This is a genomic window from Acididesulfobacillus acetoxydans (assembly GCF_902729405.1).
GTDB lineage: Bacteria > Bacillota > Desulfitobacteriia > Desulfitobacteriales > Desulfitobacteriaceae > Acididesulfobacillus > Acididesulfobacillus acetoxydans.
Genome location: NZ_LR746496.1, coordinates 1,753,686 through 1,777,457, shown reverse-complemented (window position 1 = coordinate 1,777,457; position 23,772 = coordinate 1,753,686). Strand labels below are relative to the sequence as shown.

Annotated in this window: 21 protein-coding genes and 1 pseudogene; 9 read left to right on the top strand and 13 right to left on the bottom strand. The window is 52.0% G+C overall.

The window, feature by feature from the left end; all coding sequences use genetic code 11:
- Positions 1-114: 114 nt before the first annotated feature.
- Both guaA and hpt read right to left on the bottom strand, forming a co-directional pair.
- Positions 115-1,647, bottom strand: a complete 1,533-nt coding sequence (gene guaA / locus MNU25_RS07850; RefSeq protein WP_240986771.1) for a glutamine-hydrolyzing GMP synthase — start codon at positions 1,645-1,647, stop codon at positions 115-117.
- A 38-nt stretch (positions 1,648-1,685) separates the two neighbouring features.
- Positions 1,686-2,225 (bottom strand): hypoxanthine phosphoribosyltransferase, encoded by a 540-nt coding sequence (gene hpt, locus MNU25_RS07845; protein ID WP_240986770.1) that lies wholly within the window; start codon positions 2,223-2,225, stop codon positions 1,686-1,688.
- 350 nt (positions 2,226-2,575) lie between these two features.
- Between hpt and MNU25_RS07840 the strand changes: the two genes are divergently transcribed.
- The gene (locus tag MNU25_RS07840) at positions 2,576-2,830 is read left to right on the top strand and encodes a type II toxin-antitoxin system Phd/YefM family antitoxin (protein ID WP_240984555.1); all 255 of its coding nucleotides are present in this window, start codon (positions 2,576-2,578) and stop codon (positions 2,828-2,830) included.
- A complete protein-coding gene (locus MNU25_RS07835) occupies positions 2,823-3,077 on the top strand; it encodes a Txe/YoeB family addiction module toxin (RefSeq protein ID WP_240984554.1) in 255 nt (84 codons plus the stop codon). The genes MNU25_RS07840 and MNU25_RS07835 overlap by 8 nt, the downstream gene beginning before the upstream one ends.
- A gap of 449 nt (positions 3,078-3,526) precedes the next feature.
- On the opposite strand, the gene MNU25_RS07830 is transcribed toward MNU25_RS07835, so the two are convergent.
- Positions 3,527-4,189, bottom strand: a complete 663-nt coding sequence (locus MNU25_RS07830) for a LolA-like protein (RefSeq protein ID WP_240984553.1) — start codon at positions 4,187-4,189, stop codon at positions 3,527-3,529.
- Between the two features lie 226 nt (positions 4,190-4,415).
- Positions 4,416-5,705, bottom strand: a complete 1,290-nt coding sequence (locus tag MNU25_RS07825) for an MFS transporter (protein WP_240984552.1) — start codon at positions 5,703-5,705, stop codon at positions 4,416-4,418.
- A gap of 899 nt (positions 5,706-6,604) precedes the next feature.
- On the opposite strand from MNU25_RS07825, the gene MNU25_RS07820 reads away from it, so the two are divergent.
- The 7 genes from MNU25_RS07820 to MNU25_RS07790 all read left to right on the top strand — a co-directional run bounded on the left by MNU25_RS07820 (position 6,605) and on the right by MNU25_RS07790 (position 13,183).
- Positions 6,605-7,765: a branched-chain amino acid ABC transporter substrate-binding protein gene (locus tag MNU25_RS07820; protein ID WP_240984551.1), complete on the top strand. Its 1,161-nt coding sequence runs from the start codon at positions 6,605-6,607 to the stop codon at positions 7,763-7,765.
- Between the two features lie 123 nt (positions 7,766-7,888).
- Entirely contained in the window at positions 7,889-8,809 is a 921-nt protein-coding gene (locus MNU25_RS07815; RefSeq protein WP_240984550.1) for a branched-chain amino acid ABC transporter permease, read from the top strand.
- 3 nt (positions 8,810-8,812) lie between these two features.
- Positions 8,813-9,757, top strand: coding sequence for a branched-chain amino acid ABC transporter permease (locus MNU25_RS07810; RefSeq protein WP_240984549.1), 945 nt, complete (start codon positions 8,813-8,815; stop codon positions 9,755-9,757).
- A gap of 45 nt (positions 9,758-9,802) precedes the next feature.
- On the top strand, positions 9,803-10,573 hold the full coding sequence (locus MNU25_RS07805) for an ABC transporter ATP-binding protein (RefSeq protein ID WP_240984548.1): 771 nt from the start codon (positions 9,803-9,805) through the stop codon (positions 10,571-10,573).
- On the top strand, positions 10,570-11,286 hold the full coding sequence (locus tag MNU25_RS07800; protein ID WP_240984547.1) for an ABC transporter ATP-binding protein: 717 nt from the start codon (positions 10,570-10,572) through the stop codon (positions 11,284-11,286). Before MNU25_RS07805 ends, MNU25_RS07800 begins: the two co-directional genes overlap by 4 nt.
- Positions 11,287-11,613: 327 nt before the next feature.
- The gene (locus MNU25_RS07795) at positions 11,614-12,387 is read left to right on the top strand and encodes a FadR/GntR family transcriptional regulator (protein WP_240984546.1); all 774 of its coding nucleotides are present in this window, start codon (positions 11,614-11,616) and stop codon (positions 12,385-12,387) included.
- Positions 12,388-12,766: 379 nt separating this feature from the next.
- Positions 12,767-13,183 carry a thioredoxin family protein gene (locus MNU25_RS07790; RefSeq protein WP_240984545.1) on the top strand — a complete coding sequence of 139 codons (417 nt, stop codon included), beginning with the start codon at positions 12,767-12,769 and terminating at the stop codon, positions 13,181-13,183.
- Between the two features lie 45 nt (positions 13,184-13,228).
- Here MNU25_RS07790 and MNU25_RS07785 read toward each other — a convergent pair whose 3' ends face one another.
- The 9 genes and pseudogenes from MNU25_RS07785 to MNU25_RS07745 all read right to left on the bottom strand — a co-directional run bounded on the left by MNU25_RS07785 (position 13,229) and on the right by MNU25_RS07745 (position 23,772).
- Complete coding sequence (locus MNU25_RS07785; RefSeq protein ID WP_240984544.1) at positions 13,229-14,335, bottom strand: DUF362 domain-containing protein; 1,107 nt, start codon at positions 14,333-14,335, stop codon at positions 13,229-13,231.
- A 52-nt stretch (positions 14,336-14,387) separates the two neighbouring features.
- Entirely contained in the window at positions 14,388-15,077 is a 690-nt protein-coding gene (locus MNU25_RS07780; protein WP_240984543.1) for a class I SAM-dependent methyltransferase, read from the bottom strand.
- Between the two features lie 80 nt (positions 15,078-15,157).
- Positions 15,158-16,225, bottom strand: a complete 1,068-nt coding sequence (locus MNU25_RS07775; protein ID WP_240984542.1) for a uroporphyrinogen decarboxylase family protein — start codon at positions 16,223-16,225, stop codon at positions 15,158-15,160.
- Between the two features lie 377 nt (positions 16,226-16,602).
- Positions 16,603-17,172, bottom strand: a complete 570-nt coding sequence (locus MNU25_RS07770; protein WP_240984541.1) for a respiratory nitrate reductase subunit gamma — start codon at positions 17,170-17,172, stop codon at positions 16,603-16,605.
- Positions 17,173-17,422: 250 nt separating this feature from the next.
- On the bottom strand, positions 17,423-19,111 hold the full coding sequence (locus MNU25_RS07765; protein ID WP_240984540.1) for a PucR family transcriptional regulator: 1,689 nt from the start codon (positions 19,109-19,111) through the stop codon (positions 17,423-17,425).
- 205 nt (positions 19,112-19,316) lie between these two features.
- Positions 19,317-20,954, bottom strand: coding sequence for a methyl-accepting chemotaxis protein (locus MNU25_RS07760; protein ID WP_240984539.1), 1,638 nt, complete (start codon positions 20,952-20,954; stop codon positions 19,317-19,319).
- A gap of 318 nt (positions 20,955-21,272) precedes the next feature.
- Positions 21,273-21,509 (bottom strand): annotated as a pseudogene (tnpA, locus tag MNU25_RS07755) (IS200/IS605 family transposase); the annotation flags it as partial.
- Positions 21,510-21,769: 260 nt separating this feature from the next.
- Entirely contained in the window at positions 21,770-23,041 is a 1,272-nt protein-coding gene (locus tag MNU25_RS07750) for a uracil-xanthine permease family protein (protein ID WP_240984538.1), read from the bottom strand.
- 389 nt (positions 23,042-23,430) lie between these two features.
- A complete protein-coding gene (locus MNU25_RS07745) occupies positions 23,431-23,772 on the bottom strand; it encodes a Zn-ribbon domain-containing OB-fold protein (RefSeq protein WP_240984537.1) in 342 nt (113 codons plus the stop codon).

Here is a 23,772-nt window from a genome sequence, read left to right as displayed (position 1 = left end):
GTACCCAAGTCAGGGCCATCTTAGCAAGGTGCGGCATTACCCCGGGTGCCTTGCGTATTCTAAGGGCAAAGCCCCCCAACCCTTGATTTACCAAGGGTTGGGGGGCTTCCGTACTCATTCCCATTCTATGGTCCCCGGCGGCTTAGTCGTGATATCGTAGACAACCCGGTTCACCCCGGATACTTCATTAACAATGCGCGTGGAGATGCGCTCCAGAAGTTCATAAGGGAGCCTGGCCCAGTCAGCCGTCATGGCGTCTTCACTTGTCACCGCGCGCAAAACAATGGGATAAGCGTAGGTCCTCCCGTCTCCCATGACTCCCACACTGTGAACCGAAGGAAGTACGGCAAAGGACTGCCAGACTTCCCGGTACAGCCCCGCCCCAGTGATTTCCTCCAGAATCACGGCATCCGCTTCCCGCACGATTTCCAGTTTTTCCTCCGTAACTTCGCCCAAAATACGGATGGCCAAACCCGGACCCGGAAAGGGCTGACGCCAAACGACCTCTTCCGGTAGGCCCAGACTCAGGCCGACTTTACGCACCTCGTCTTTAAACAGCAGGCGCAGGGGCTCAATAAGCTCAAACTCCATGTCTTCCGGGAGGCCCCCCACATTGTGATGACTTTTAATCGTTTCTGCCGTATCGGTTCCGCTCTCTACGATATCGGGATAAAGGGTCCCCTGAACGAGAAAATCGACCTGCCCGAGTTTGCGAGCCTCATCTTCAAAGAGCCGGATAAACTCGTGGCCTATGGCCTTGCGCTTCGCCTCAGGGTCGCTCACGCCGCCGACTTTGTCCAGGAAACGCTGCCGGGCATCAATAAAGATCAGGTTGAGACGAAATTTTTGCGAGAAGACTTTCTTTACGGACTCGGCCTCGTTTTTACGCATGAACCCGTGGTCAACAAAGACACAGGTTAATTGCTCCCCGACCGCCCTGTGCACGAGGACCGCCGCCACCGAGGAATCCACACCTCCGCTCAGGGCGCAGAGCACTTTGCGCTTTCCCACCCGCTTCCTGATCTCGCTGACCTGGGCTTCGATGAAGGACTCCATCGTCCAATCCCCACTGCAGCCGCAGACGTCATAGAGAAATTGCTCCAAGATGCGCTGCCCGTCCGGCGTATGCCTGACTTCCGGATGAAATTGCACCCCATAAAAACTTCGGGTTTGATCAAACATGGCGGCGACCGGTGTGTGCCCCGTCTTAGCCGCCGTCTCAAACCCTTCGGGCAGCCGGACTACCGCATCCCCGTGGCTCATCCAGCACTGCCTGACTCCGCCCAGCCCCTGCCACAACCCGCTCTCGCGCACAATCTCAATCTCTGTCCTCCCGTATTCCCGCAGGCGGGGGGCTTCCACTTTACCGCCCAGCTGAACTGCCATGAGCTGCATCCCGTAACAAATCCCCAAAATGGGAATCCCGAGTTGATAAATCCGGGGATCCACCTGAGGCGCCCCTTCCTGCCTGACGCTAGCCGGCCCGCCCGAGAAGATGAGGCCTTTCGGATGACGGGAACGGATCTCCTCAACCGGGGTCTTATAAGATATCATTTCGGAATAAACGCGAGCTTCCCGCACCCGACGGGCGATCAACTGATTGTATTGTCCGCCGAAATCGAGCACCAATACGACTTCCTCGGTCATGTCTTTCACACCATTCTCTCCAGATTACCCACCGACCCTCAGACTTCGTAGGCTGAGGGCTTGAGAACCGCGACGTAGGGGAGATTGCGGTATTTTTCCCCAAAGTCCAGCCCGAAGCCGACGACAAATTCGTCCGGAATGACAAACCCGTTATAGTCCGGAACGACCTCCACCTTCCTGCGCCCGGGTTTGTCCAAAAGAGTTACCACTTTTACACTCTCGGGGTGGCGCCGATACAAATTCTCTTTGAGATACTTGAGGGTAAGACCCGTATCTACAATGTCCTCCGCAATGAGGATATGAACCCCTTCGACACTACGCTCCACATCTTTCAGAATCCGAACCACCCCCGAGGAGCTCGTCGATGCCCCATAGCTGGAAACGGCCAGAAAATCAAAGGTTAAAGGCAGCCTAATTTCCCGGACAAGATCGGCCATAAAGAGAACCGCGCCTTTGAGAATGCCAAGGACCAATAACTCTTTTCCCGCGTAGTCCCTGGTGATTTCCGCTCCCAGCTCGGCAATGCGGCTCTTTAACTCCTCGTTGGTAACTAAAACCCGCGCGATGTCGTTTTCCATCACTTTCCCTACCTCCAGTAAGCATGACCACGTTACACGACTCACAGGTGCCGTGCCGGCAACATCGGCCTATGCTGGAAATTATATCAAAGGGTCAGGTGAGCGTCAAACCGTTTTCGAACATTCCCCCAAGTGCACGCCTAAAAGTCCGGAGTCAAAGAACCCAGGGCCTCGGCTTATCAAAAGTCTCAGCTTATCGAAAGTCCGCTTATCTAAGGCCTCGGTTTATCCAAGGTCTGCCTCGCAACTCAGCCTCTATCTCAGTCTGGTGAGCGTCAAATAGCCTTGCATATCTATCAATTATATTGTACAATATACTGTACAATATTCTGTACAGGGGGTGTTTTGCAATGCTGGCAGTTAATTATTCAACATTAAGAAATGACTTAAAAAAGTTCTGTGACTACGCTAATAATGATTTTGAAACAATTATTGTAACGCGAAAAAGCGGTGGAAATGTTGTATTGCTATCTGAAGCGGAGTATAACAATCTTATGGAAAACCTCTATGTTAGAAGTGATCCGGAATACTATAAGAAGCTTTTAAAATCTATTGAAGAGCTAAAGGCGAGAGAAGTAGTAAAGGCGGATTTCCTGGATGAATAAAATCTTTACAAAGATAGCATGGGAAGAATATCTTTACTGGCAGACTGAGGATAAAAAGGTTTTAAAAAGAATAAATGATTTGCTTAGGGATATTGAACGAAACGGGAATACCGGTATCGGCAAACCTGAGGGCTTGAAGCATGAGCTATCGGGATTTTGGAGTAGAAGGATTACCGAAGAGCACAGATTAATATATTCGCTGGATGATAAAAATATAAATATTGTAAGTTGTCGAGGACATTATTGAATACAACGAGATTTTTTTATCCAAATCGTAAGACTCCCACTTACGGTTTGGATAAAATCCGCACACGAAACGCTTTATCAGCCTCGAAAACCCTAGCCTCGAAAACCCTGGCCTCGAAAACCCTGGCCTCGAAAATATCAGCCTGCTGAAAGAACTGGGCAGGAGGGTCATCTTCTACGGACCCAGAATACCGCCCCTCCTTGGCCGGGCGTGCCTAGACGCAGGAAAGAGGACGTTCGTCTCAACGAGCGCCCTCTTTCTCCTCGTTTTTCAATAACTTCCTTTCGAATAATGTTCCAGTACTTTACAACTACTCTCATCTCGAGTCTGACACTTGAAAGCCTCTTTCGGCTCTGTGCGAAAAAACTAAGTTCCTTTCCCGAATGTCATGCTTATTCGTAAGGTTCTACTTTGACTAAGTTCCCATGCTGTGGAAGAAGCTATCCTTTTCACACGTTAGGCGGCTGAATCTTGAACTTCTGACCGAAATCCGCAAATTGAAGGGTCAAATGCATCACCTCGGACTTCGCCTTACTCTTCGCTTCTATGGCCGCTTTCACGATCATCCCGTCGGACTTGCGGATATACAGGGTATAGGCGAAATCCTGCCAGAATTCTTCCATTACCTGATCTTGAACCGTCGGCCTGAGTTGGCAAACCCAAACCGGAACACCGCCCAGTTTCTCTTGGCCCTTAAGCACCACCTCGCCGAGCTCCTTCAATTGGAGCGAAGATAGGGGATCGAGCTCCGCCAGGAAAACCTTCTCCGCGCCAGGGGTGTTGACAAAACGCACCCATTTCTTGCTGAACGGATCTTGGTTGTAAAATGCTCCTCCGGCTAAAATCATGTCCACGTTGCTGCCGACAAGTTGACCTGAAATATGGCTGTTCCCACCGTCCTTTTCTCCTTGAATCTGCGTCAGGGTCCGCTCCTTGCCGTCAATCCACTGGTGCTCGGTCATGCTGTAGCGGAAAGAGGCCGCTCCGTTAAGCCGTTCCAAGCCGTGCGCGACCAATTCCTGGGGAGCCGGCCTGCCAAGCAGACGCACCCCAAGCCACCCCAAAAGCACGATCCCGATAACGATAAGTGTTAACAAGCCCTTTTTCTTCATGGTCGGCCCCCCTGGCGGAGTTCTTACCTCACCTTATGTATGGACGCTTTACTCTATTCCTTCCATATTTGCCCTGGATTATACGGCTTTGCCCTGGATTATACGGCTTCGGCCGGCCGCGGATCACTGTACCGCGGCTCCGAATGGATTTCCGGCCCGTCTGCCTGGCGCTTTGCTCCGCCGGAAATGACCTCGCGGCAGTCTCGAACGGGCTTCCCGGCTCCGCTCAGCCCTCTGCCCTTCCGACAGTGCCAGAACGGGTTCCTTCGCGTACTCCCCGGATGAGAATCGTTCCCGCCAGCATCACACAAGACAGCAAAATCCAGCTGGTTCGGTAATTATGCCTGACATCGACCAGGAATCCGAAAGAGGGCGGTATAATTAAGACGCCGAGTTGCATGAAACTAATCCCGATTCCTACCGTCGTCGCCGAATTGTTCCGATCCCCCGGCAATTCTGAAAGCAAAGTGACATAGACTCCATTCCAGCCCATGGCGGTGAAGCCTAAAATAAAAGTCATGAGCGCCAGCAACCAAAGCGGCGTAACCCTAGAAACCAAGAGCATGCCCAAAGCCATAGCGGCAGCGCTGCTCCCGATGACGGTCAAAACCGGCCGCCTGGCGCCATGAAAGGCCCTGTCACTCAAGGCGCCCCAGAATATCCTGCCCAAGACCCCGGCTAAAATCACCAAAGAGAGAAAGATACTGGCAAGGTGCAGAGAAATGCCCGCTTTATCCTTGAGATACAATTGTAAATAGGTCAGTAAAGAAAACTGCCCCCCGACAAACAACAGGCCCATAAAGCAGACCAGCCAGATATTCCTGCCGCGCACGAGATGGCGCAGACCGCCGCCCTTGCCGCCGTCCGGGCTCCGGCCCGGCCCTGTACTTACGTTTCGCCGGGGTTCCCGGTAAAGACATTGCACCAAAGACGCCCCCAACCCCCCTGAAACACCGGCACTTATTAATGCCACGTGCCAATTGGCTGCAAGGGCGAGGCGCGGCAGAATTAAAGCGGCCAAAAGTCCCCCCACCGTTATGCCCGACTGCCTGACACTCTGAGCAAATCCCAGTCCGGATGCGCCAAACCAGTTGGTAATGGCTCTGCTGGCTGCAGGAGTTACAGCCCCGGCCCAAAACCCCGTAAAAATCAGCAGGAAATAAAGCGAAGAAAAACTGGCAGACAAAGAAGAGAGCACGATCGCCAATCCTGTGCCCAAACAGGCCAGAATCAGGATTCTCTTTTCTCCGTAGATGTCCGTCAACCTGCCGGCCAGAAAACCTGTCGGCGTCATTCCCACGTTGACGGCTCCCCCCACCAGACCCGCCTCGGCAGCACTTAAGTTGAGACCGCTGACCAAAAAAGGAATCAGGGACGCGACACCCAGGCTAATGAAAGCCGTAGAAACCTGGGCCGCAGTAACCAGCCCTAGGACACCCCAAGGGGCACTCCGTGGGGCCGGGGGAGTTGCCGGCAGACGTGTTTTGGCACCGGCTGAGACTTGGCATTTTGGCATTTTCCGGAGACCAGCTTTCTCACAGGCGGCACCTTTTTCCTGACGCTACCCCGCCACCCGCGCATTTTCTTTTCCGGAGACACTCTCGTTTTCATCCACTCGTGAGACTCCCACTTCTGCAACAGGGAGTGATTCCCTGCCGCATAAGTATTCTTTGAAAGCTTGCGGTTCGGCGACAGTGTCCACAGGACACTGTCGTGATGTTCAGCTTCTGCCAAACGAGTTACTCCAGGAGACGCCCTAATTATAACACATAACCCGAACGCCGCACGGTCTGCTTAGGCCGACAAGCAGCGTTCGCCGGCCCCGTCCCGGTATTTTGTATATCCGTAAAAAGAATATTGCGGAAAGTAGATACGGATGATATACTCCAAGCAGTGAATATGGATTTTGCTTCACTCATTTTTATACATTCTTCGTCAATACATTGCCCTTCTTCGTCAATACCTTTCCCTTCGGTTATTGGGCCGCCCGCTTGCGGCAGACCCGCGTTAGCAAATTATTAATTCGACTATTGTGATATTTCCCAATTGTATTGTGCTCTGGTTTATTCATCTTTTGAGGAATCGTATCCGATCCTTCCGGCTCAGAAAGGTCAGACCATATGCTCATAACATATTTGGTATCCGGATTCGTCTTCCCCGCGAGGCTGGGCAGCTCCGGGCTTGGGGCCTGGTTTTGCAACCCCGCCGGGATTATTCCAGGGATCGTCGGGACGACCTTCGGTCATTTCCCGCAAGAACTTTTCTGGCCTGCGGATACGACGGTCCCCGGTGTGTAGGTTCTTAGGGCCACTGCTTGCCCTGCTTGCCTTTGCCTGGCAGGGTCTAAACCGGAGGTGAGAGCAAACCGTTTATTTTCACTGGGGGAGACACGGAAAAAGTGAGGGAGGAAAGCGAATGTCCAAAAAATCCATGCGTCTGGCCGGGGGAATCGCCTTGTCCCTGGCCCTGATTCTATCCGGATGCGGTGCGCAGGGGGGAAACACGCCCGCGGGCACAGGGGGGCAGCAGCCGTCCGGCGGGGAAATTAAGATCGGTCTACCCTTGCCCATCACCGGCTCGGAAGCGACCTTCGGCAAGGACATGCAAAACGCCATCAATTTGGCGGTCAGCCAAATCAACGCCAAAGGCGGGGTTGACGGGAAGAAAATCGTCACGGTGACCGAAGATGATGCCTGTGATCCGCAACAGGCGACGGCAGCGGCTAATAAACTGGTTTCGGAAGGGGTCGTGGCAGTCGTCGGCGGCTATTGTTCAGGGGCGGTCATACCCACGCTGACCATCTACAACGCCAAGAATATTCCCTTTGTCATTACGGCAGCCAACTCCTCGAAGATTGCCAAGGAAAATCCCGGCAACACTTTCGAAATTAACGGTACCCTCGAATATGAGGCGCAACGAGCGGTGGAACTCTTCAAAAGTCTGGGAGTAAAGAATCTGGCGATTGTCGAACAGGGAGACGCCTTTTCCGCGGACTTGGCCAGATTGGCGGAAGCGGACTGGAAAGCCACCGGCAACCCCGTCGTCGCCCATGAAGTAACCAACAAGGGAGAACAGGATTTCTCTTCCCTAGTCACGACCTTGAGGACCAAGAAACCGGACATGGTCTTCTGGACCGCCTACTACGCGGATGGCGGCTTACTTATTAAACAATTGCGCCAAGGCGGTTACAAAGGACCCATTACGGTGGGAGACGGAAGCGCCGATCCAAAACTGATCCAAGTAGCCGGTCCGGCAGGCGAAGGCACCTATGTCTTATCCCCTCCGGTCGCCTCCTATCTTCCCGCGGCCAAGCAGTTCGTCGCCGACTACAAAGCTCAATACCATCAGAGCCCCGGCGACTATTCCGCCTTGGCTTATGACGGGATGAACCTGATGGCACACGCCTTGAAGCAGGCCGGAAGCACAGACGGCAAAGCGATCATCAAAGCTCTGGCCGAAACGAAAGATTTTCCGGGCATTGCCGGGAAGATCAATTTTACGGCCGAAAAAACTCTGAAAGGGAGCAACATTATCGTTTTGCAAATCAAAAACGGCAAATTCACGGCAGCACAGTAGACCCGCGTCGGGAGGGGCGAGCCGGGCGGTTGATATCGGCCGGGCCCCCGCCCCTCCTCCGTTTTTCCTGCCGCTTTCCCAATAATATGTTTGAAATACAGCAGAAAACGAAGGGGTGTACAGATGTCGTTATATTATGTCATCCTGCAGCAACTGATTAACGGACTGATTTTGGGCTCCTTCTACAGCTTGGTCGCTCTCGGTTATTCCATGGTCTACGGGATCATCAAGCTGCTCAATTTCGCCCACGGCGACCTTTATATGGTGGGCGCCTTTGTCGGCTTCGGGACCTTGGGCCTTTTGGGCGGTATCTTAGGGGTAGGCTGGTTGGGAATCGCCGCCGCGCTTTTGATCAGCATGCTTGCGGTCGGACTCCTGGGCATGCTGGTGCACCGGGCAGCCTACCAGCCCCTCTTAAACAGGCGCGCACCCCGGATGTCGCTCATGATCACAGCCGTCGGCGTGTCTTTTACGCTTTTCAACACGGTCATGGTAATGACGAACGGCGAATACGAAACCGTTAACACCAGCCTCGGCTACAGCGGGATTTCCCTGGGACCTGTCAATGTCACTTATACCCAAATCGTTATGGTCGTGGCCACAGCCCTCCTCATGCTGGCTCTCCACTGGTTCATCAAACGAACGATGTATGGCAAAGCCATGCGGGCTATTGCCCTGGATCCGGATGCCTGCCGGCTGATGGGAATTAACGTAACCAAAACCATCGGGCTCACCTTTTTCGTCGGTTCCTCGTTGGCCGCGGCCGCCGGAGTCATGGCCGGCGTTTACTACGGCAGCATTCAATTTTTTATGGGATTCATCATCGGCCTCAAGGCTTTTACGGCCGCCGTCATCGGCGGCATCGGCAGTATCCCCGGGGCCATGCTCGGCGGCTTGATTCTCGGCTTGCTGGAAACCGCGGGCACTCAGCTTCCTTTCATCGGTTCGGCCTGGAAAGATGTCTTCACTTTCGGCATTTTGATCCTGCTTCTGGTATTTAAGCCGACCGGTATTTTGGGCAAAAGTGAGATTGAGAGGATGTAGCGAATGCGCAGTCATCTACGGATTCCGGAGCGCTTTTCCGGAACAAAAGGGCGTATCGTCTCGTTAGCCGTCATCATAATTCTGATCATTCTTCTTCCCCTCGTCGCTAATAATTACGTCAAAGAGGTTATAACCAATGCCTTTTTCTATATGATCCTGGCCTTGGGACTCAACATCGTTATCGGCTATGCCGGGCTGGTCGACCTGGGGTACGCCGCTTTTTTCGCGGTGGGGGCTTACACCACCGGAATTTTGACCAAGGCCGGACTGAATTTCTGGTTAACCATTCCCATTGCCGTCATTTTCTCCCTGATCGCCGGAGTCGTCATCGGTGGTCCGACCCTCAGACTGCGCAGCGACTACTTGGCCATCGTGACCTTGGGCTTCGGGGAAATCACCCGGATTACGGCCCGCAACCTAAAGATAACCGGCGGTGCCAGCGGCCTGGTCGGCATCCGCAAGCCCAGTCTTTTCGGGTATCCGCTGACCCACAGTTCCGACTTCTACTACCTCTTTTTCATCCTGGTCGTTTTGGCGGCTATCGTCGCCTTCCGCCTGCACAATTCCAGGCTGGGACGCGCTTGGCAGTACATCCGCGAGGATGAGGACGCCGCGGCGGCGATGGGCATTGACCCGGTGCGGACCAAACTCTATGCTTACATGCTGGGAGCGGTCTTCGGCGGAGTAGCCGGGTCTTTCTTTGCGGTCAAGATGACGGCCGTATCCCCGGAAACCTTCGCTTTCACTCAATCCGCCATGATTCTGATGGCGGTGATTCTGGGGGGTATGGGCAAGCTGGCGGGGGCCATTTTGGGGGCTATGGTCTTAGTGCTCTTCCCCGAAGTCTTTCGGACGATCGGTCAATCCCGCCAGCTCGTGTTCGGGATTGTCCTGATTATCATTATGATATTCCGGCCCCAAGGGCTGTGGCCGGAACGGCGCAACTAGCCCAAGCGAACCATAGGCGGCAAAATTGCAAAGGAATGAAAAGGAATGTCTATCTTAGAAGTCAACAAACTCACCTTACGGTTCGGCGGCCTGACGGCCGTCAACGACCTGAGTTTCCGGCTGGAAGAGCATGCCATCATGAGCCTGATCGGGCCCAACGGCGCAGGCAAGACTTCCGCTTTCAACTGCCTTACCGGTTTTTATAAGGCCACGGTGGGGGAAATCCTGTTTCTGGGCCGGAGCATTGCGGCGGAAAAGCCCCACCGCATTACGAAGATGGGCATCGCCCGCACTTTCCAAAATGTACGCTTGTTTAAGGACATGACGGTCTTGGAAAATGTCATGTCCGGGATGCATACCCGCTCCTCCGCCGGGATCCTGGCGGCTATCCTGCGTCCCCCCGGTCAGATCGCGGAGGAAAAGCGAATCCGGCAGGTAAGCAGGGAGTGCCTGGACTTTGTCGGAATTGAAGACAAGGCGGATCGCCTGGCCCGAAATCTGGCCTATGGCGACCAGCGCCGGGTGGAATGGGCGCGCGCTTTGGCCACTCAACCCAAACTTCTCCTCCTCGACGAGCCGGCCGCCGGATTGAACCAAGACGAAAAGAACCAATTGGTGGAACTGATCCAGAAAATCAGAAACACGCTCGGGATCACCGTTCTCCTCATCGAGCATGACATGGGTCTTGTCATGAAGGTCTCAGAGAAGATCGTCGTCATTGACTACGGGGAAAAAATTGCCGAGGGCACGGCCGAAGCAGTTAAAAACAATCCGCGCGTGATCGAGGCCTATCTCGGCAAGGAGGATGAGTCATGAGCGAGATCGCCCTGGTCTTAAACAACCTCGAGGCATATTACGGCAAAATCCACGCTCTCAAAGGAATCAGTCTCGAAGTTCCTCAGGGCAAAATCGTTACCCTGCTCGGTTCCAATGGAGCCGGCAAGAGCACAACGCTCAAGACGATCTCCGGTTTGGTTCCGGCCGCTTCCGGCACCGTGGAATTTTACGGCCGGAATATCACGAAAGAAAAGGCCCACAATATTGTTGCCCTGGGGTTAATCCACGTGCCCGAAGGACGCCGCATTTTCAAGGACTTGACCGTCAGGGAAAATCTTGAACTCGGCGGGTTCACCCTGAAAGACGAGAAATTGCGCAGAAAGCGCGTTGAGCATGTCTTTGAACTTTTTCCCCGCTTGCGGGAGCGGCAGAAGCAAAGCGGAGGAACCCTTTCCGGGGGAGAACAACAGATGCTGGCCATCGGGCGGGCCATGATGACGGAACCGAAGGTTCTGCTTCTCGATGAGCCTTCCATGGGGCTAGCTCCGCTCATCGTCCAGGAAATCATGAGGATCATCCAACAGTTAAACAGTGAAGGAACAACGGTTCTGCTGGTCGAACAGAATGCCAAGGTTGCCCTGAAGCTGGCCGCCTATGGCTATGTTCTGGAAACCGGACAGATCGTTATGAATGGGGACAGCTCTCGTCTGCGCCAGGATGAACGCATTGTCAAGGCGTACCTCGGAGGTTGAGCGGGACATAACCGGAGGCGAACGCATCCGGACTGCACGCTTGCCCGCAGAAGAAGCACAAAAGGCTTGCAAAAGCCCCGCTGTCAAAAGTGAACTCGTTCAACTAAAGTTGAACATCGAAACTTCGGTGACGAAAGTCTCCAGTGGAGAGTTTCGCCGAAGCCGCCTATCTCAAAATGACATTTCGCGGCGAAGGCGTTATTGTCCGGTGGACAATGACGGCCGAAGGCTGAGTCTACCCCCACCCAAGCAACGGGGGAACCACTTCCACTTGTAGAAGTGGAAGTCTCACGGTTGGATGACAGGACTTAGAGAAGAGTGGAGCAAATGGAATTTAAAACAATCCACAGAAACACCACCCCAATTATGATTGTAGAACAATTTCTTAAGAGCTTGGAGTCGGGGCAACTGGTTCAGGGACAGCAGCTGCCGCCGGAGAGGGAACTGGCCAGGATGTTCGGGGTGGGCCGCTCCTCGGTCAGGGAAGCCATCGGGATTCTCGTGGTCATGGGGTACCTGGAGGTGCTTCAGGGAAAAGGCACTTTTATCCGGCGTTCTTCGGCCGGCACAAACTACAAAGCCATTCCTTTGGAGAACCTGATCAGCCTGCTCCCACTCTTTGACCTGCTCGAGGCCCGCGAAATCCTGGAATTGAAAGCTGTGCAACTGGCTGCCGAACGGGCGAACGATCAAGATCTGGCAAAAATGCGCCGGACGATCCGCAAACTGGAAGAGAGCGGCGGGGACACCGAGAAATTCTATACGGCCGACGGGGAATTTCACGCCGCTATCGCCGACGCTACTGATAACGCCATGATTTGCCACATCCTCAAATCTTTGGTCAGGCAAATCCACCGTTTCAACGTCAAGTTCATGTTTACTTCCGAAGAGGCTATGCAGCAGACGATCACCACAGCCAAGGCCATCACCTCCTTCATCGCCCAGGGAGAAGGCGACCGAGCACAAAACTGGATGTACCGGCACCTCAATGAGGTGGACGGCTCCTTGAAAAATATGGTGGCCGAACGCAAGAAACGGGGAGAACGGCTTAGCCTTTCCCTTTGGGCCGAAGAAATCGAAACCCCAAGCCAAAGACCCTGAGCCGGAAGCCCGAGGACAAAAACCCGAGGACTGAACCCTGAGCACGAAAACCCCAAGCACGAAAACCCCGAGCACGAAAACCCCAAGCACGAAAACCCCAAGCACGAAAACCCCGAGCACGAAAACCCCGAGCACGAAAACCCCGAGCACGAAAACCCCAAGCACGAAAACCCCGAGCACGAAAACCCTGAGCACGAAAACCCTGAGCACGAAAACCCTAAGCACGAAAACCCTAAGCACGAAAACCCTAAGCACGAAAACCCTAAGCACGAAAACCCCGAGTTGAGGACGCTGAGTTGAAAACCTTGGGGCTGAAACCCAACAGAAAGGAGCGGGAGCCTGCCTTGACATAGGGGCAAGGCAGGCTCCCTGGGGCATTATGAAAAAAACTGTGTTCATCATCCCGGCTGTGATCCTCATCCTCGTTGCCGCAGTCTTCTTCTGGCCGCGGCAAACAACGCACGCTTCCGCCGGCCTGCCGGTGCAAGCCATTACCCCTGCCGGACTCAAGCAAAAGATCGCTCAGGACAACGATTTTTTCATCTACTTCTATTCCCCGACCTGCCCCAAGTGCCTGAAAGCGGAGCCTCTGATCGCCAAAGCGCTGCGGTCAAGTCCGGTCAAACTCTTTGAGCTTAATGTCAAAGCTTACCCGGACGCCAAGGCGGAATTTCAGGTTCCGGGGACACCTACGCTTTATCATTACATTGATCATCGACTCGCAAAAGGAATTACCGGGGCGGGCATCTCTTACCAAGTCTACCTCGACTTCTTCCGTCTCAACCCCTCGCGCTGACCCTCCGCGCTCAATCGGGTTTGGTCGCATACCCACTCGGTCACGCTAAATTGTTAGCAGTTCGTACTCTCTCCTGCCTAATCCCAATTTTACCGCGTGGTTAATTGTCCCTTCCCAATCGGTCGTAGGGTGGACATCGGTAAAATGGTCCCGGTGTTCATGTCTGCTTTTTTCAAGAATGCTCCCTCGCACGACAGGCTGGGCGTTTACCGCATCCGCACAAGCCACGTCCAAAGCAACCGGGTCAAAAGAGGCAAACATCCCTACGTTAGGCACAATGGGCACGTCATTCTCCCCATGGCAGTCGCAGAACGGTGACACGTCGACGACAAGACTGATGTGAAAATGCGGCCGGCCGTGCAGAACCGCCCAGCTGTATTCCGCTATTTTCTTGTCCAAAATTTCGTTCGATTCGTCCGAAGCAGGCAGTATGGCATCCCTTGGGCAAACCCCGATACAGCGCCCGCAGCCGACACATTTCACGTGGTCGATAAAGGCTTTGTGCTCCGTGATTGTAATGGCACTGTGAGCGCAGATCTTCGTGCACATGGCACAACCAATACAGCGTTCCTCGGAGACATGGGGCTTGCCGCTGCTGTGCATTTCCATCTTACCCGCGCGGGAACCGCATCCCATGCCGATGTTTTTTAGCGCTCCGCCAAAACCGGTGAGCTCATGTCCTTTGAAATGCGTCAGAGAAATGATGATGTCAGCATCCATGATGGCCTGGCCTATTTTGGCTTCTGTCACATATTCGCCGCCTTCAACCGGGACCAAAGCCTCATCCGTTCCCTTCAGGCCGTCGCCAATCAATACGTGGCAACCCGTGGAAAATGGAGAAAAGCCGTTAAGATACGCAGTGTCGAGATGATCGAGGGCGTTTTTTCTGCCGCCGACATACAAAGTATTACAATCTGTGAGAAACGGTTTTCCCCCCAGCTCTTTCACGATGTCCGCCACGGTTTTGGCATAATTAGGACGGAGATACGACAAATTGCCCGGCTCACCGAAGTGAATCTTTATGGCTGCATATTTCTTATCAAAATCAATTTGACCGATGCCGGCCGTCTTGATTAAGCGGCCTAATTTTTGCTGGAGATTTTCACGCCCGTTCACGTGCATGTCGGCAAAATAGACTTTAGATTTTTCCATCTCGGTACCCCTCCGTTAAATTCTTCAATGAATTCGCGCCCTTATCCCCCAATCAGGCGATTATTCCCACTTCTTTTACCCACTTTGCCAGGATGAAACCGGCCGGTCCGCTTTTTCTCTCTTCCATGGCCAGAGCCTCCTTTGCCGAAGCGACGGTTGGCGGGAAAAAGAGACATTGTTTCAATTCCAACCGCCCCCCCACCTGCCAGCGGCGGATATCGTTTTCGCCATACAGGTTAGCCCGGGCGAAAACCGACGTTGGCTTTTCCCGCGCCACCTCTTCATAGAACTCACTCCAAGGGCTGTTGCCGGCAATAACCCCAATAAGCAGACATCCCCCCGGCTCCAGCCGCTCGTAAAGCTTGGCCAAAACCTCCCCGGGTCGTGGTATAAACTCAAAAGCAGTCATGGAGAAGATGCCGTGAAACTTCCCGGGTTCACTCACAATTTCCTTAATGTCAGCCTGCCGCCACTGCACCCGCCTGCCTATGGCAGAGATTTTGGCCCGGGCTTTTGCCATCATCTCGCCCGAAACATCGAGCGCCGTCAGATCATAACCCTCCTGGGCCAGCCAAACCGTATACTGCCCGGTGCCGCACCCGACTTCCAAGACCCGACTTCCCGACGGTTGAAACATAGACTGAGCCAGAGCCCGCTCCACCCGGTCTGCCGCTTTCCCCACCTCAGTCTCATACCAGGAATCATAATCTTCCGCCGCCTGATCAAAGAGCGCCTCACTCACAGCCTTTACCACCTCACGCACTGTCACTTGTGCCAACCCACTTGCCGCATTCAACGCCCGCGCTCGAGCATATTTTCAATCTAGTACCGGAAGTTCCGTGCAAAATCATAGAGGGCAAAAATCTGTTCAACAGGTGTGTCGGCCTGAATATAGTGAGCCGACGCCAAAATATAGCCTCCATTGTCACCCAGAATCCGAATCCGTCGTTCCGCCTCCTTCATCAATTCCTCACGCGTTCCGTGCGGTAAAAGATATTGAATATCTATACCCCCGTGAAAGCTTATCTTCCTTCCAAATCTCTCTTTAATAAGTTCAATGTCCTCCATACCTTTAGCCAGAGGTTGTAAAGGATTAAGGACGTCTATGGGGAGTTCCATTAACCGCTCAATCATAGGGGACACCGCACCGCATGAATGATACATGATTGTTTTACCATAGTTTTTGATTACTTTATTCAATTTGACATGGTATGGTTTGATAAACTCTTCCCACATAGATGGCGAAATCAACAGGTTAGATTGACCGGCTATGTCGTCATAGGTATAAACCATGTCAATTTTATCCCCGCTCCATGTCAAAACCCTCTCTATGTAAGCACAGTAAAAGTCTGTTATCCTGCTCATAATGCCATGCACTATCTCCGGGGACATAATCAAATCGACCAGGAAGCGTTCATAACCACGTAAAGCCCAAGCCAGTTCGAACAGACCGCCGGTCTCAATTTTAATGTAATAACGTGTGTGCAGATCGCCGATTTTCTCTGACAAATGCTCAATATCCCACCACTCCACCTGCGGCCAGTTAAACTTGGCCAAGTCTTCCTCAGATTGGGCATTGCTCAGCGGAAAACTTGCATATTCCTCATAAGAGCCAAACTGGTTGTGAACAATTTTACGGTGAGTTCCTTTAGGTTCGAGAAATGAACCGTCCGCAAAGACCGGCATAACCGGTCCCTTATAATCCGGCGCTACTTCCCGTATGTCCACACCTAATCTTTGCAGTATCACTTCTCTATCCGAAACACGCATACTTTCCGTAATTTTTTGCCATGTCTCCGGTACGGCCCAAAAGTCCAGCGGCACTCTATCGGGTTGTTTATGTTGCAGAGCCAGCAGAACACGTTCACGCGATAACAATTCATGCATCATAATACCTGGTTTTCAAAACATATCAAGACCAAGAATAGAATCAGTATGTTGTCCTTTCGGCCGAGAAACCAGGCTTTTCACCCCTTTCTTCCCTCACATCCAACACTTCTAGATATACCCTTATCTTCCGTAAATAACCGCGGCGATGAATATCTTCCTAATTTTTTGACCCCTTGACCCGCTTCCACAGCCTCACCGTTCGCTGGCTAAGGATGACCTCACGCCAGCCGGCTGCTTCACCCCCGCCGAGGTGAGCAAGGCATCGACCCATTCTTCTTACTGATTCTACAGTCCCGCCGGAAATCCTGCAAGTGCCCGCTTCCGCCGACTGCGGTACCGCCCTTCCTTAATCCGGGGGATTGTGATCACGTAACCCCTCATCTCCGCTCCCATTCTTTGGCCGGTTTTGCGGCCGGCCAGACGTTTCGATAAAGAATGTAACTCCGGCGCCCCAAATATTCAAGCGGCACACTCCAGACATGCACTAAGCGGGTAAACGGCCAGACTCCAAAAATGGCAAACGCGAAAATAATGTGCAAGCGAAAGAGAAGGGGAACATTGTTCATCAGACCGGGATCCGGCGCGAAGACAAGGACTCCCCGTATCCAAGGCGCGATGGTGGCCCGGTAATCGAAGCTGCTCTTGACGAACAGATTGAACCCAAAACCCAGGGTGCGCAGACCCCACTCAAACGCTCCGTCGAGCAAAGCAAACGTGAATAAAGAAGTCTCCGCAATCCATTCCTTCAGCTCCGGCCAGATGATCTCATTCCGGCCGGGCAGGCGTTTCCCCTGCTCGGGATAAACAGGACCAACTGTGACGATATCCAGATTCATGCCTTTGACAAAAGCGTACCTCTCGCGGAACCCGACTACTCGGCAGTTCAGGGCCTTTGCGATGAGGGAGTCGGCTATGCACAGCTCCCCCTTCGGAACCCGCCCCTTCACGCCGTCCCGGACAATCGGCGCTCCCTTGGACGACTAAGGCGGCTATGCATGATCTCTTTTCTTGAAGACAGCGGAGTAGTGTAGTGTAGTGTAGTGTAGTGTAGTGTTCATTCAATGGCTTCTCCTCCCCCATAATTAATTAAGTAAGTGTAGGCCGGGCTTATCATAAGGTCGCTAAAATATGCTGACCCAGCTTCTTTTCTAACCGCACAGATGCCGGCCTCAGTCCTCCGACATCTCTTCTTTTGGTTTACTTATCCTTCTGTCGCAATATTTTCCGTATCTTTAAGCCAATTTGCAGATTAAGCCTATTTTCAGCCGATTTTAGGTCCAGACCTGTAATCTCCCGAATTTGTTCGACTCTGTAGAGAACCGTATTGTAATGGACAAAGAGCACCTGGGAAACTTGTTTCAAATTCCCGTGATACTCAAAGAACGTCTCCAGTGTTTTGAGTAAATCGCCGTGACATTTCATATCATGATCATCCAAAGGGGCAACCGTCTCTTTATAAAACAGTTCTAATTCTTCCCGATTTGGCACCTGCTGCAGTAAACGGTAGATACCGAGCTCAGAAAAAAAGACCAATTGGTTTTGCCCAAAAAGTACCTTACCTACCCCCAGCGCTTGAAGCGCTTCTTTATAGCTCTTGCGCAGACCGGGTATACCTGGGTAATATCTTCCGACGCCTATGGAAATAGTAAAATCTTTAACCTTCTTGCTTATAAAATTCAAAATCTCTTGGCTCCGCAACTTGAAATAGGCATCGATTTTTTCCTTGGTTATTCTTTCGGGATGAGAAAGCAATAAAATAATACTGTCACTTTTTGTACCCACAATACTCGGTTCATCTTTGTGTATAGCCTCCATAATCTGGTTAAATAAATAATCCTTTGCTTCCTGGATAGACTGCTCATCTTGGCGGCCTTTGCTGGCAAAGCCTAAAAAATTATCGATATCAACCACCAAGGCCGCATAATTGCAATTTAAATCCCAGCCAAGATAGCGGGCTCTCTCTTTCAAACTTTTCTCCTCGATTTTTGCCTCCTGGAGTAGATCACCAATAAAATCGTTACGGTGGCGTCTCTCAACTTCCAGCAGGGTGCGCTGGTTCAACAACTCCAAAGCCGCGATCGTCATCGCGCGCTCAATAAAAATGAAATCCGTCTGAGTTAACGCACGTTGATTATCCCAAACCGAAAGATAACCACTCACCTGACCTCTGACGATGATGGGCATCCTAAATTCCTGCAGATACGGCTCTGTTTCCATCGTAGTAACATAATAATTCACTCCTGAATCAGAGGGGTTTATAACCCGTACTTCGACATCCTTAACCCGTTTAGCGGCCTCTTCCCAAGCCGACGCGTCCCAATTGACAAAGTGCTTAGCCAGGACTTCATTATCCGGATTATAGATCACGACAGTGTTATCGATAACCTCAGCTAACTTTGCGACGATATCGGTTATGCCCCCTCCTTTTAAAATGACTTCCATAAAAAACCGATTGGCCTTTTCTGATTTCTCAAAAAACGCTGTATGCATCTGTAAAATTTCGCTTAAAATCGGATTCAAAACATCGGCAAAAGAAGTCTCAACAGGTAACTCAAGGAGTGGAAAATCCATTTGGTTCGCCTGCTCGATCATTTCCTGCGGAACATACTCCAAATAACGTTTGGGTTTTAAAGCTAAACCGGCCAGGCCTTGGTTCGCCAGTTTGGGAATCAGCTCAATCAGTGCTTCACGATCATCACGAATAGAATAAGCCGTAGTCAACAGGAGATCACCCGCATTGACCCAATTATAAATATCCGGGACTTCCATGATATTTACATTAGTTACACTTCTCTCCAGTCCGTTCTGCCCGGCCAGAACCTTAACCCCTTTCATGCATTCGAGTCCCAGGACATCCCCTACCGTAACGCCGCTTTTTCTAATCATTTTAATCTATCCTTTGCGTTTCTAATTAGAGTCCCCTGAAAAACTGCTAATTCGAAGAAATTTCGGCCAAAGATATCCAACCCAACCCGCATGAATAAAGGGTTTACCAGCGGAGGCGTTGGCTGGATGTTATAAAATACGGACTTTTTCAGGTGAATCTAATTATACTTTAAATCACCTTATATTATCAATTTCCCACATGTCCTTAATGCATAGATACCCCGCTTTCCCCCGCCATCCTCAGAATTCGTTCCGCGGAAAAAGAAACGTCGATCAGCCCTTTGCCCCGGGGCCTGCGGGAAACCATGAATTTATAAAACCGTCCATCTTCAACCCTTTTCATAATCGGCGTTACGACATACTCCTTCTCTCCCGTTGCCGCTTTCCGGTACTCAGGATAGATACCGAAAATATCAGTGCCTTCAAACGGAATGGTCGCCATCGTACAATACCCCTGGGGATCGGTTAGATAAATATCATCTAAGTCCAACTGCCGGGCGAGTTCAACCAAACGATCCCGAGTCAGTTCTTCACGCGCGTCATATTCCGCCAGTTTCTTGCTGCGATTCCACATCGTCCTTTCCATGCCCTTTTCCGCAATCCACTGTTGCATTTGATCGGCCTGCGCCGTGAGTTCGATAATGGCCTGAGACAGAGAGCTTAAGTTATCGCTCTGATGATCGACACCAGCTGCAATCTCCTCTGTCCCTGCCGCGGTTGCCCCGGCTGCCATGGAAATCGCCTCGATATTGGCCAGCAATTTTTCAGTGCCGGAACGCATTGCATGTGTTGCCTGGTTTACTTCCTGGAGATGACCGGCTATCATGCGGCCTGATTCGACCACAGTCCGGAAGTTGTTCCCGGACTGCTCCGTTTTTGCCATAGATTCCTCGGTTTCCTGAACAGTCAACTTCGCCGCTCTCAAAACCTCTTGAATACTGTTCTGAATCTCAAACACTGTTTCGCGGATTTGTTCCACCGTCTTTTCCGATCCTGCCGCTAGTTTTTTCACTTCCTCAGCCACCACCGCAAACCCTTTTCCGGACTCGCCGGCTCGAGCCGCCTCAATCGCCGCATTTAAAGCCAAAAGATTGGTTTGTGAAGCAATGCTTGAAATAGCCTGCAGCATCTGTTCAATCCCCGCCGAATGCTTGTCCAGTTGCTCTACAGATTTTTCAGTTCTGGCTGATTCTTGCCGCGCCTTAGCCATCTCTTCCATCATTTCTCTGGTTGTTCCCAGACCCCGAGAGGCTGTGCTGCTAGACTCCTCTGTATTTCGGCTGAGATCCCCAATGCGTTCGCTGATATCATTAATTTGAACCGCCAATGCTTTGGCATACCTGAATAGTTCTTCCGCTTTATCCGCCTGTACCTGGTTATTCTGGGCAATCTCGCTGAAGGCCGCAGAAATCTCAGTGGCGCTGGACTGGGTCTCCGTCGCAGACTGGGCTATAACTTCCGCCGTGCCATGCAAAGATATGGAAAGCTGGGTTACTGAGGCCAGCAAATGACGCGTGTAGTCACGCAATTCTTCAGCCGCGCCTGACAAATCTTTAAACTCAGTCCGAACAGGAGGGAGCTCCGCAAACAGTTCACCCTGCGCGGCTTCGCGGAGGTAATGCGTTATGCCCCGAATTTCCTTGCCCATAACCCCAATGTACCAGTAAAACACGGCTATCACTAAACCTATACCTATGGGCAATATAATATAATAGGGCCATGTTCCCAGAAGCAATACCAGCATAACTTGGATGAGCATCACCGCCATCAAAACCAACCAAAACAACCGTCCTTTGCCCTGTTGCATTCTTCTTTCCTCAATTCTCAAAATTCTGCGCTTCACTGTCCAAAATTCCGCGGGCAGTCTCTCTTTGCCTCGGAAACCGGAGCCAAAGCATATAGCCCAAGCCGCAATCCGTCAAGGAAGGCCGTAGACGGAAACCTGGCCCAGGCTATAACCGGATAAACCCTAACCCGGCTGCCTCCTTATCCTAATTTAAGTTAGAATCAGAACTGGCGATTCCCCGGGATCGCAGTACACTGAAACTAAACTTGCCACCGTCTGAAGACGGTGGGTTTTATTGCGACTGAAAGTCGCCGGTCAGGCTAAAGCCTGCTGAAAAGACCAGTGGCTGAAGCCACCTTAAGATATGACTCAAACTCACTCATCAACCTTAAAGGTATCCTCGGGGCCTTCGAATTGCTGGTTCTCCACGTATTCTTTTATCATCTCTTCTATAACCGCACCTACCGTCGCACAAAAATACCCTCGACCCCATAGATGCTGGCCCCAATATTTCTTCTGTAGATGAGGAAACTCTTCTTGCAGCAACCGCGACGACGGCCCCTTTAGGTACTAAACTACTTTCGCCGGCGACAGCCCCGGTGGGCACCGTAATTAGTGTTTTATCTAGGTGTATATGGGGATCGACGAAAGCAGGTGTAACCAACTCCCTTTAGCATCGATTTCATTTGCAATGTAGTCAACGGTTGTGGTTAGCGAACCCCGATCATCCCCATCGGGATTCGCTCCACCCCTTCCGGCGCAAGCGTCGTAAGAAGCTTGACAAAAACCGGAAACAACCCCCGCGTCACCCTGCTATTATTCAAAAATTTGTCGATTTCACCTTTCTATCTATTAGGATAAATCCTTCTAACCTAACCCGCAGAAACACCTGATCCTGACGAAGAACCCACCTCCTCGGACTCATTTTTTTCCCTAGGCAAAACCAAGTTGAGGAGAATACCAATCACCGCAGCCGGCCCTACCCCTTCAAAAGAATACTGTCCAATAGGGATATTGATGCCGCCCACGCCTAGGGTGAAAATGATGGAAGCAATCAGCAGGTTCCGGTTGCTCGCCAGGTTAACTTTATTCTCCACCAAGTTGCGCAGACCGACGGAAGCAATCATCCCGTAGAGGATGATCGTAATCCCGCCGAGAACGGGTTGCGGAATCGTCTGGATGGCGGCACCCACCTTTTCAATGAAGCTCAGAAGAATCGCAATCACGGCAGCTCCTTGAATCACCCGGGAACTGAACACGCGCGTGATCGCCAAAACCCCGATATTCTCTCCATAGGTCGTTTCGGGAACCCCGCCTAAAAATCCGGACAACATGGTCGCCACGCCATTGGCCAGCAACACTTTATGGAGACCGGGCTTATGCATGAGATCCCGGCCCACCGTGTCCCCAATCACCAAGAGGTGCCCGACATCCTCAACCATTGTCGCAATGGCTATAGGTGCGATCAGACTCACCGCCCCCCAAGCAATCACCGGCATATGTCCCGTAACGATGGTCAGGTTGGGGAAAGCAAACCAAGCCGCATGATTGATCGTCTCGAAGTTGACCTGCCCCTGGGTGATGGCAAAAAGATATCCCCCAACGGTCCCTAGCAGGATGGGAATAATCTTCAGAAAACCTTTGGCGAAGATATTAGCCACCACAACGATCCCTGCCGTCACAAAAGCCGTGAGCAAGCCCTTGCTGGCCTCCGAGATCGCGGTAGGTGTCAAGCTTAAACCGATAATCATGACGACAGGACCCACGACGATCGGGGGCAGAACTCTGTTGAGCCAGTTCAACCCCACCAACGCAATGATACCAAACACGATCAAGTATATAAAGCCTGCCGCTATCATCCCCGTAAAGGCTCCTTGGGCTCCATAGGCTTTGGACGCTGCGATGATCGGTGCGATAAAGGCAAAAGATGAACCTAAATAGGCCGGAACTTTCCCTCGGGTGATTAAATGAAAGATCAGTGTGCCCAGCCCCGACGCAAACAAAGTCACGGATGGGTCCATTTTAGTGAGCAGCGGAACGAGAATCGTGGCCCCGAACATAGCAAAGACATGTTGAAAAGACAAGGGTATCGCTTTACTTAGCGGAGGGACATCTTCAATGTCATAGACCTTTTTAAACATCATTTCTTGACCCCCTCATAAAGTCAATTTAAGTTCTTCTCAGCATCACCGAATGCTTCGCGCGGAAGCCCCTGGCTTCAGACGCCTTCAGGCATGGGGTGGTTGATGTCCTTATCTTATAGCCTTATTGCAAGTCATTATCCCCTTTTCCGTCCTTTTGGACCTGTGCCAGACACAATATTCAGACTTCCATAGGCATCACTCCTTGAGCATCCCTCCTCCAAAAGAAGTCAGGGATCAGCCGTTGGCAATCGGAGTAAATGTTGGGGAAGGACAGAGGACCGCTGACCGCAAAAGCGTCGCCAAAGTCCTCTTCGCTCCTCCTTGAAGTGCCCGTGGCCGCTCAGCCCGGTTGCTTCCCGTCCAGGCCGGCCTTGATGGATAAGCAGCCATTACTCCTTTTGAATAAAGATAAACCCATAATAATCTTGGCCGATCCCCTCCCGGACAACGTCAACCTTAGCTCGCACCTTCATTCCGCATTCGGGTTGATCCACTTCAAGCTGCCCGGCCACTCTCAGTCCGTTTCCGAATTCCACGATACCGAATCCAAGGAAGGGTTTCATATAGCCTTCCGGCAGATTATAGACTTTGGTCCAGGTCAGAAGCGTTGCCTCTCCGCGCAAAGGAACTTCCGCAAAATCCCGCCCCCCGCATTTCCGACAGACATAGTGGAGAGGATGATGGAGTTCTCCGCACCGGCTGCACTGATAAGCCACCATTTCCCTATCCAT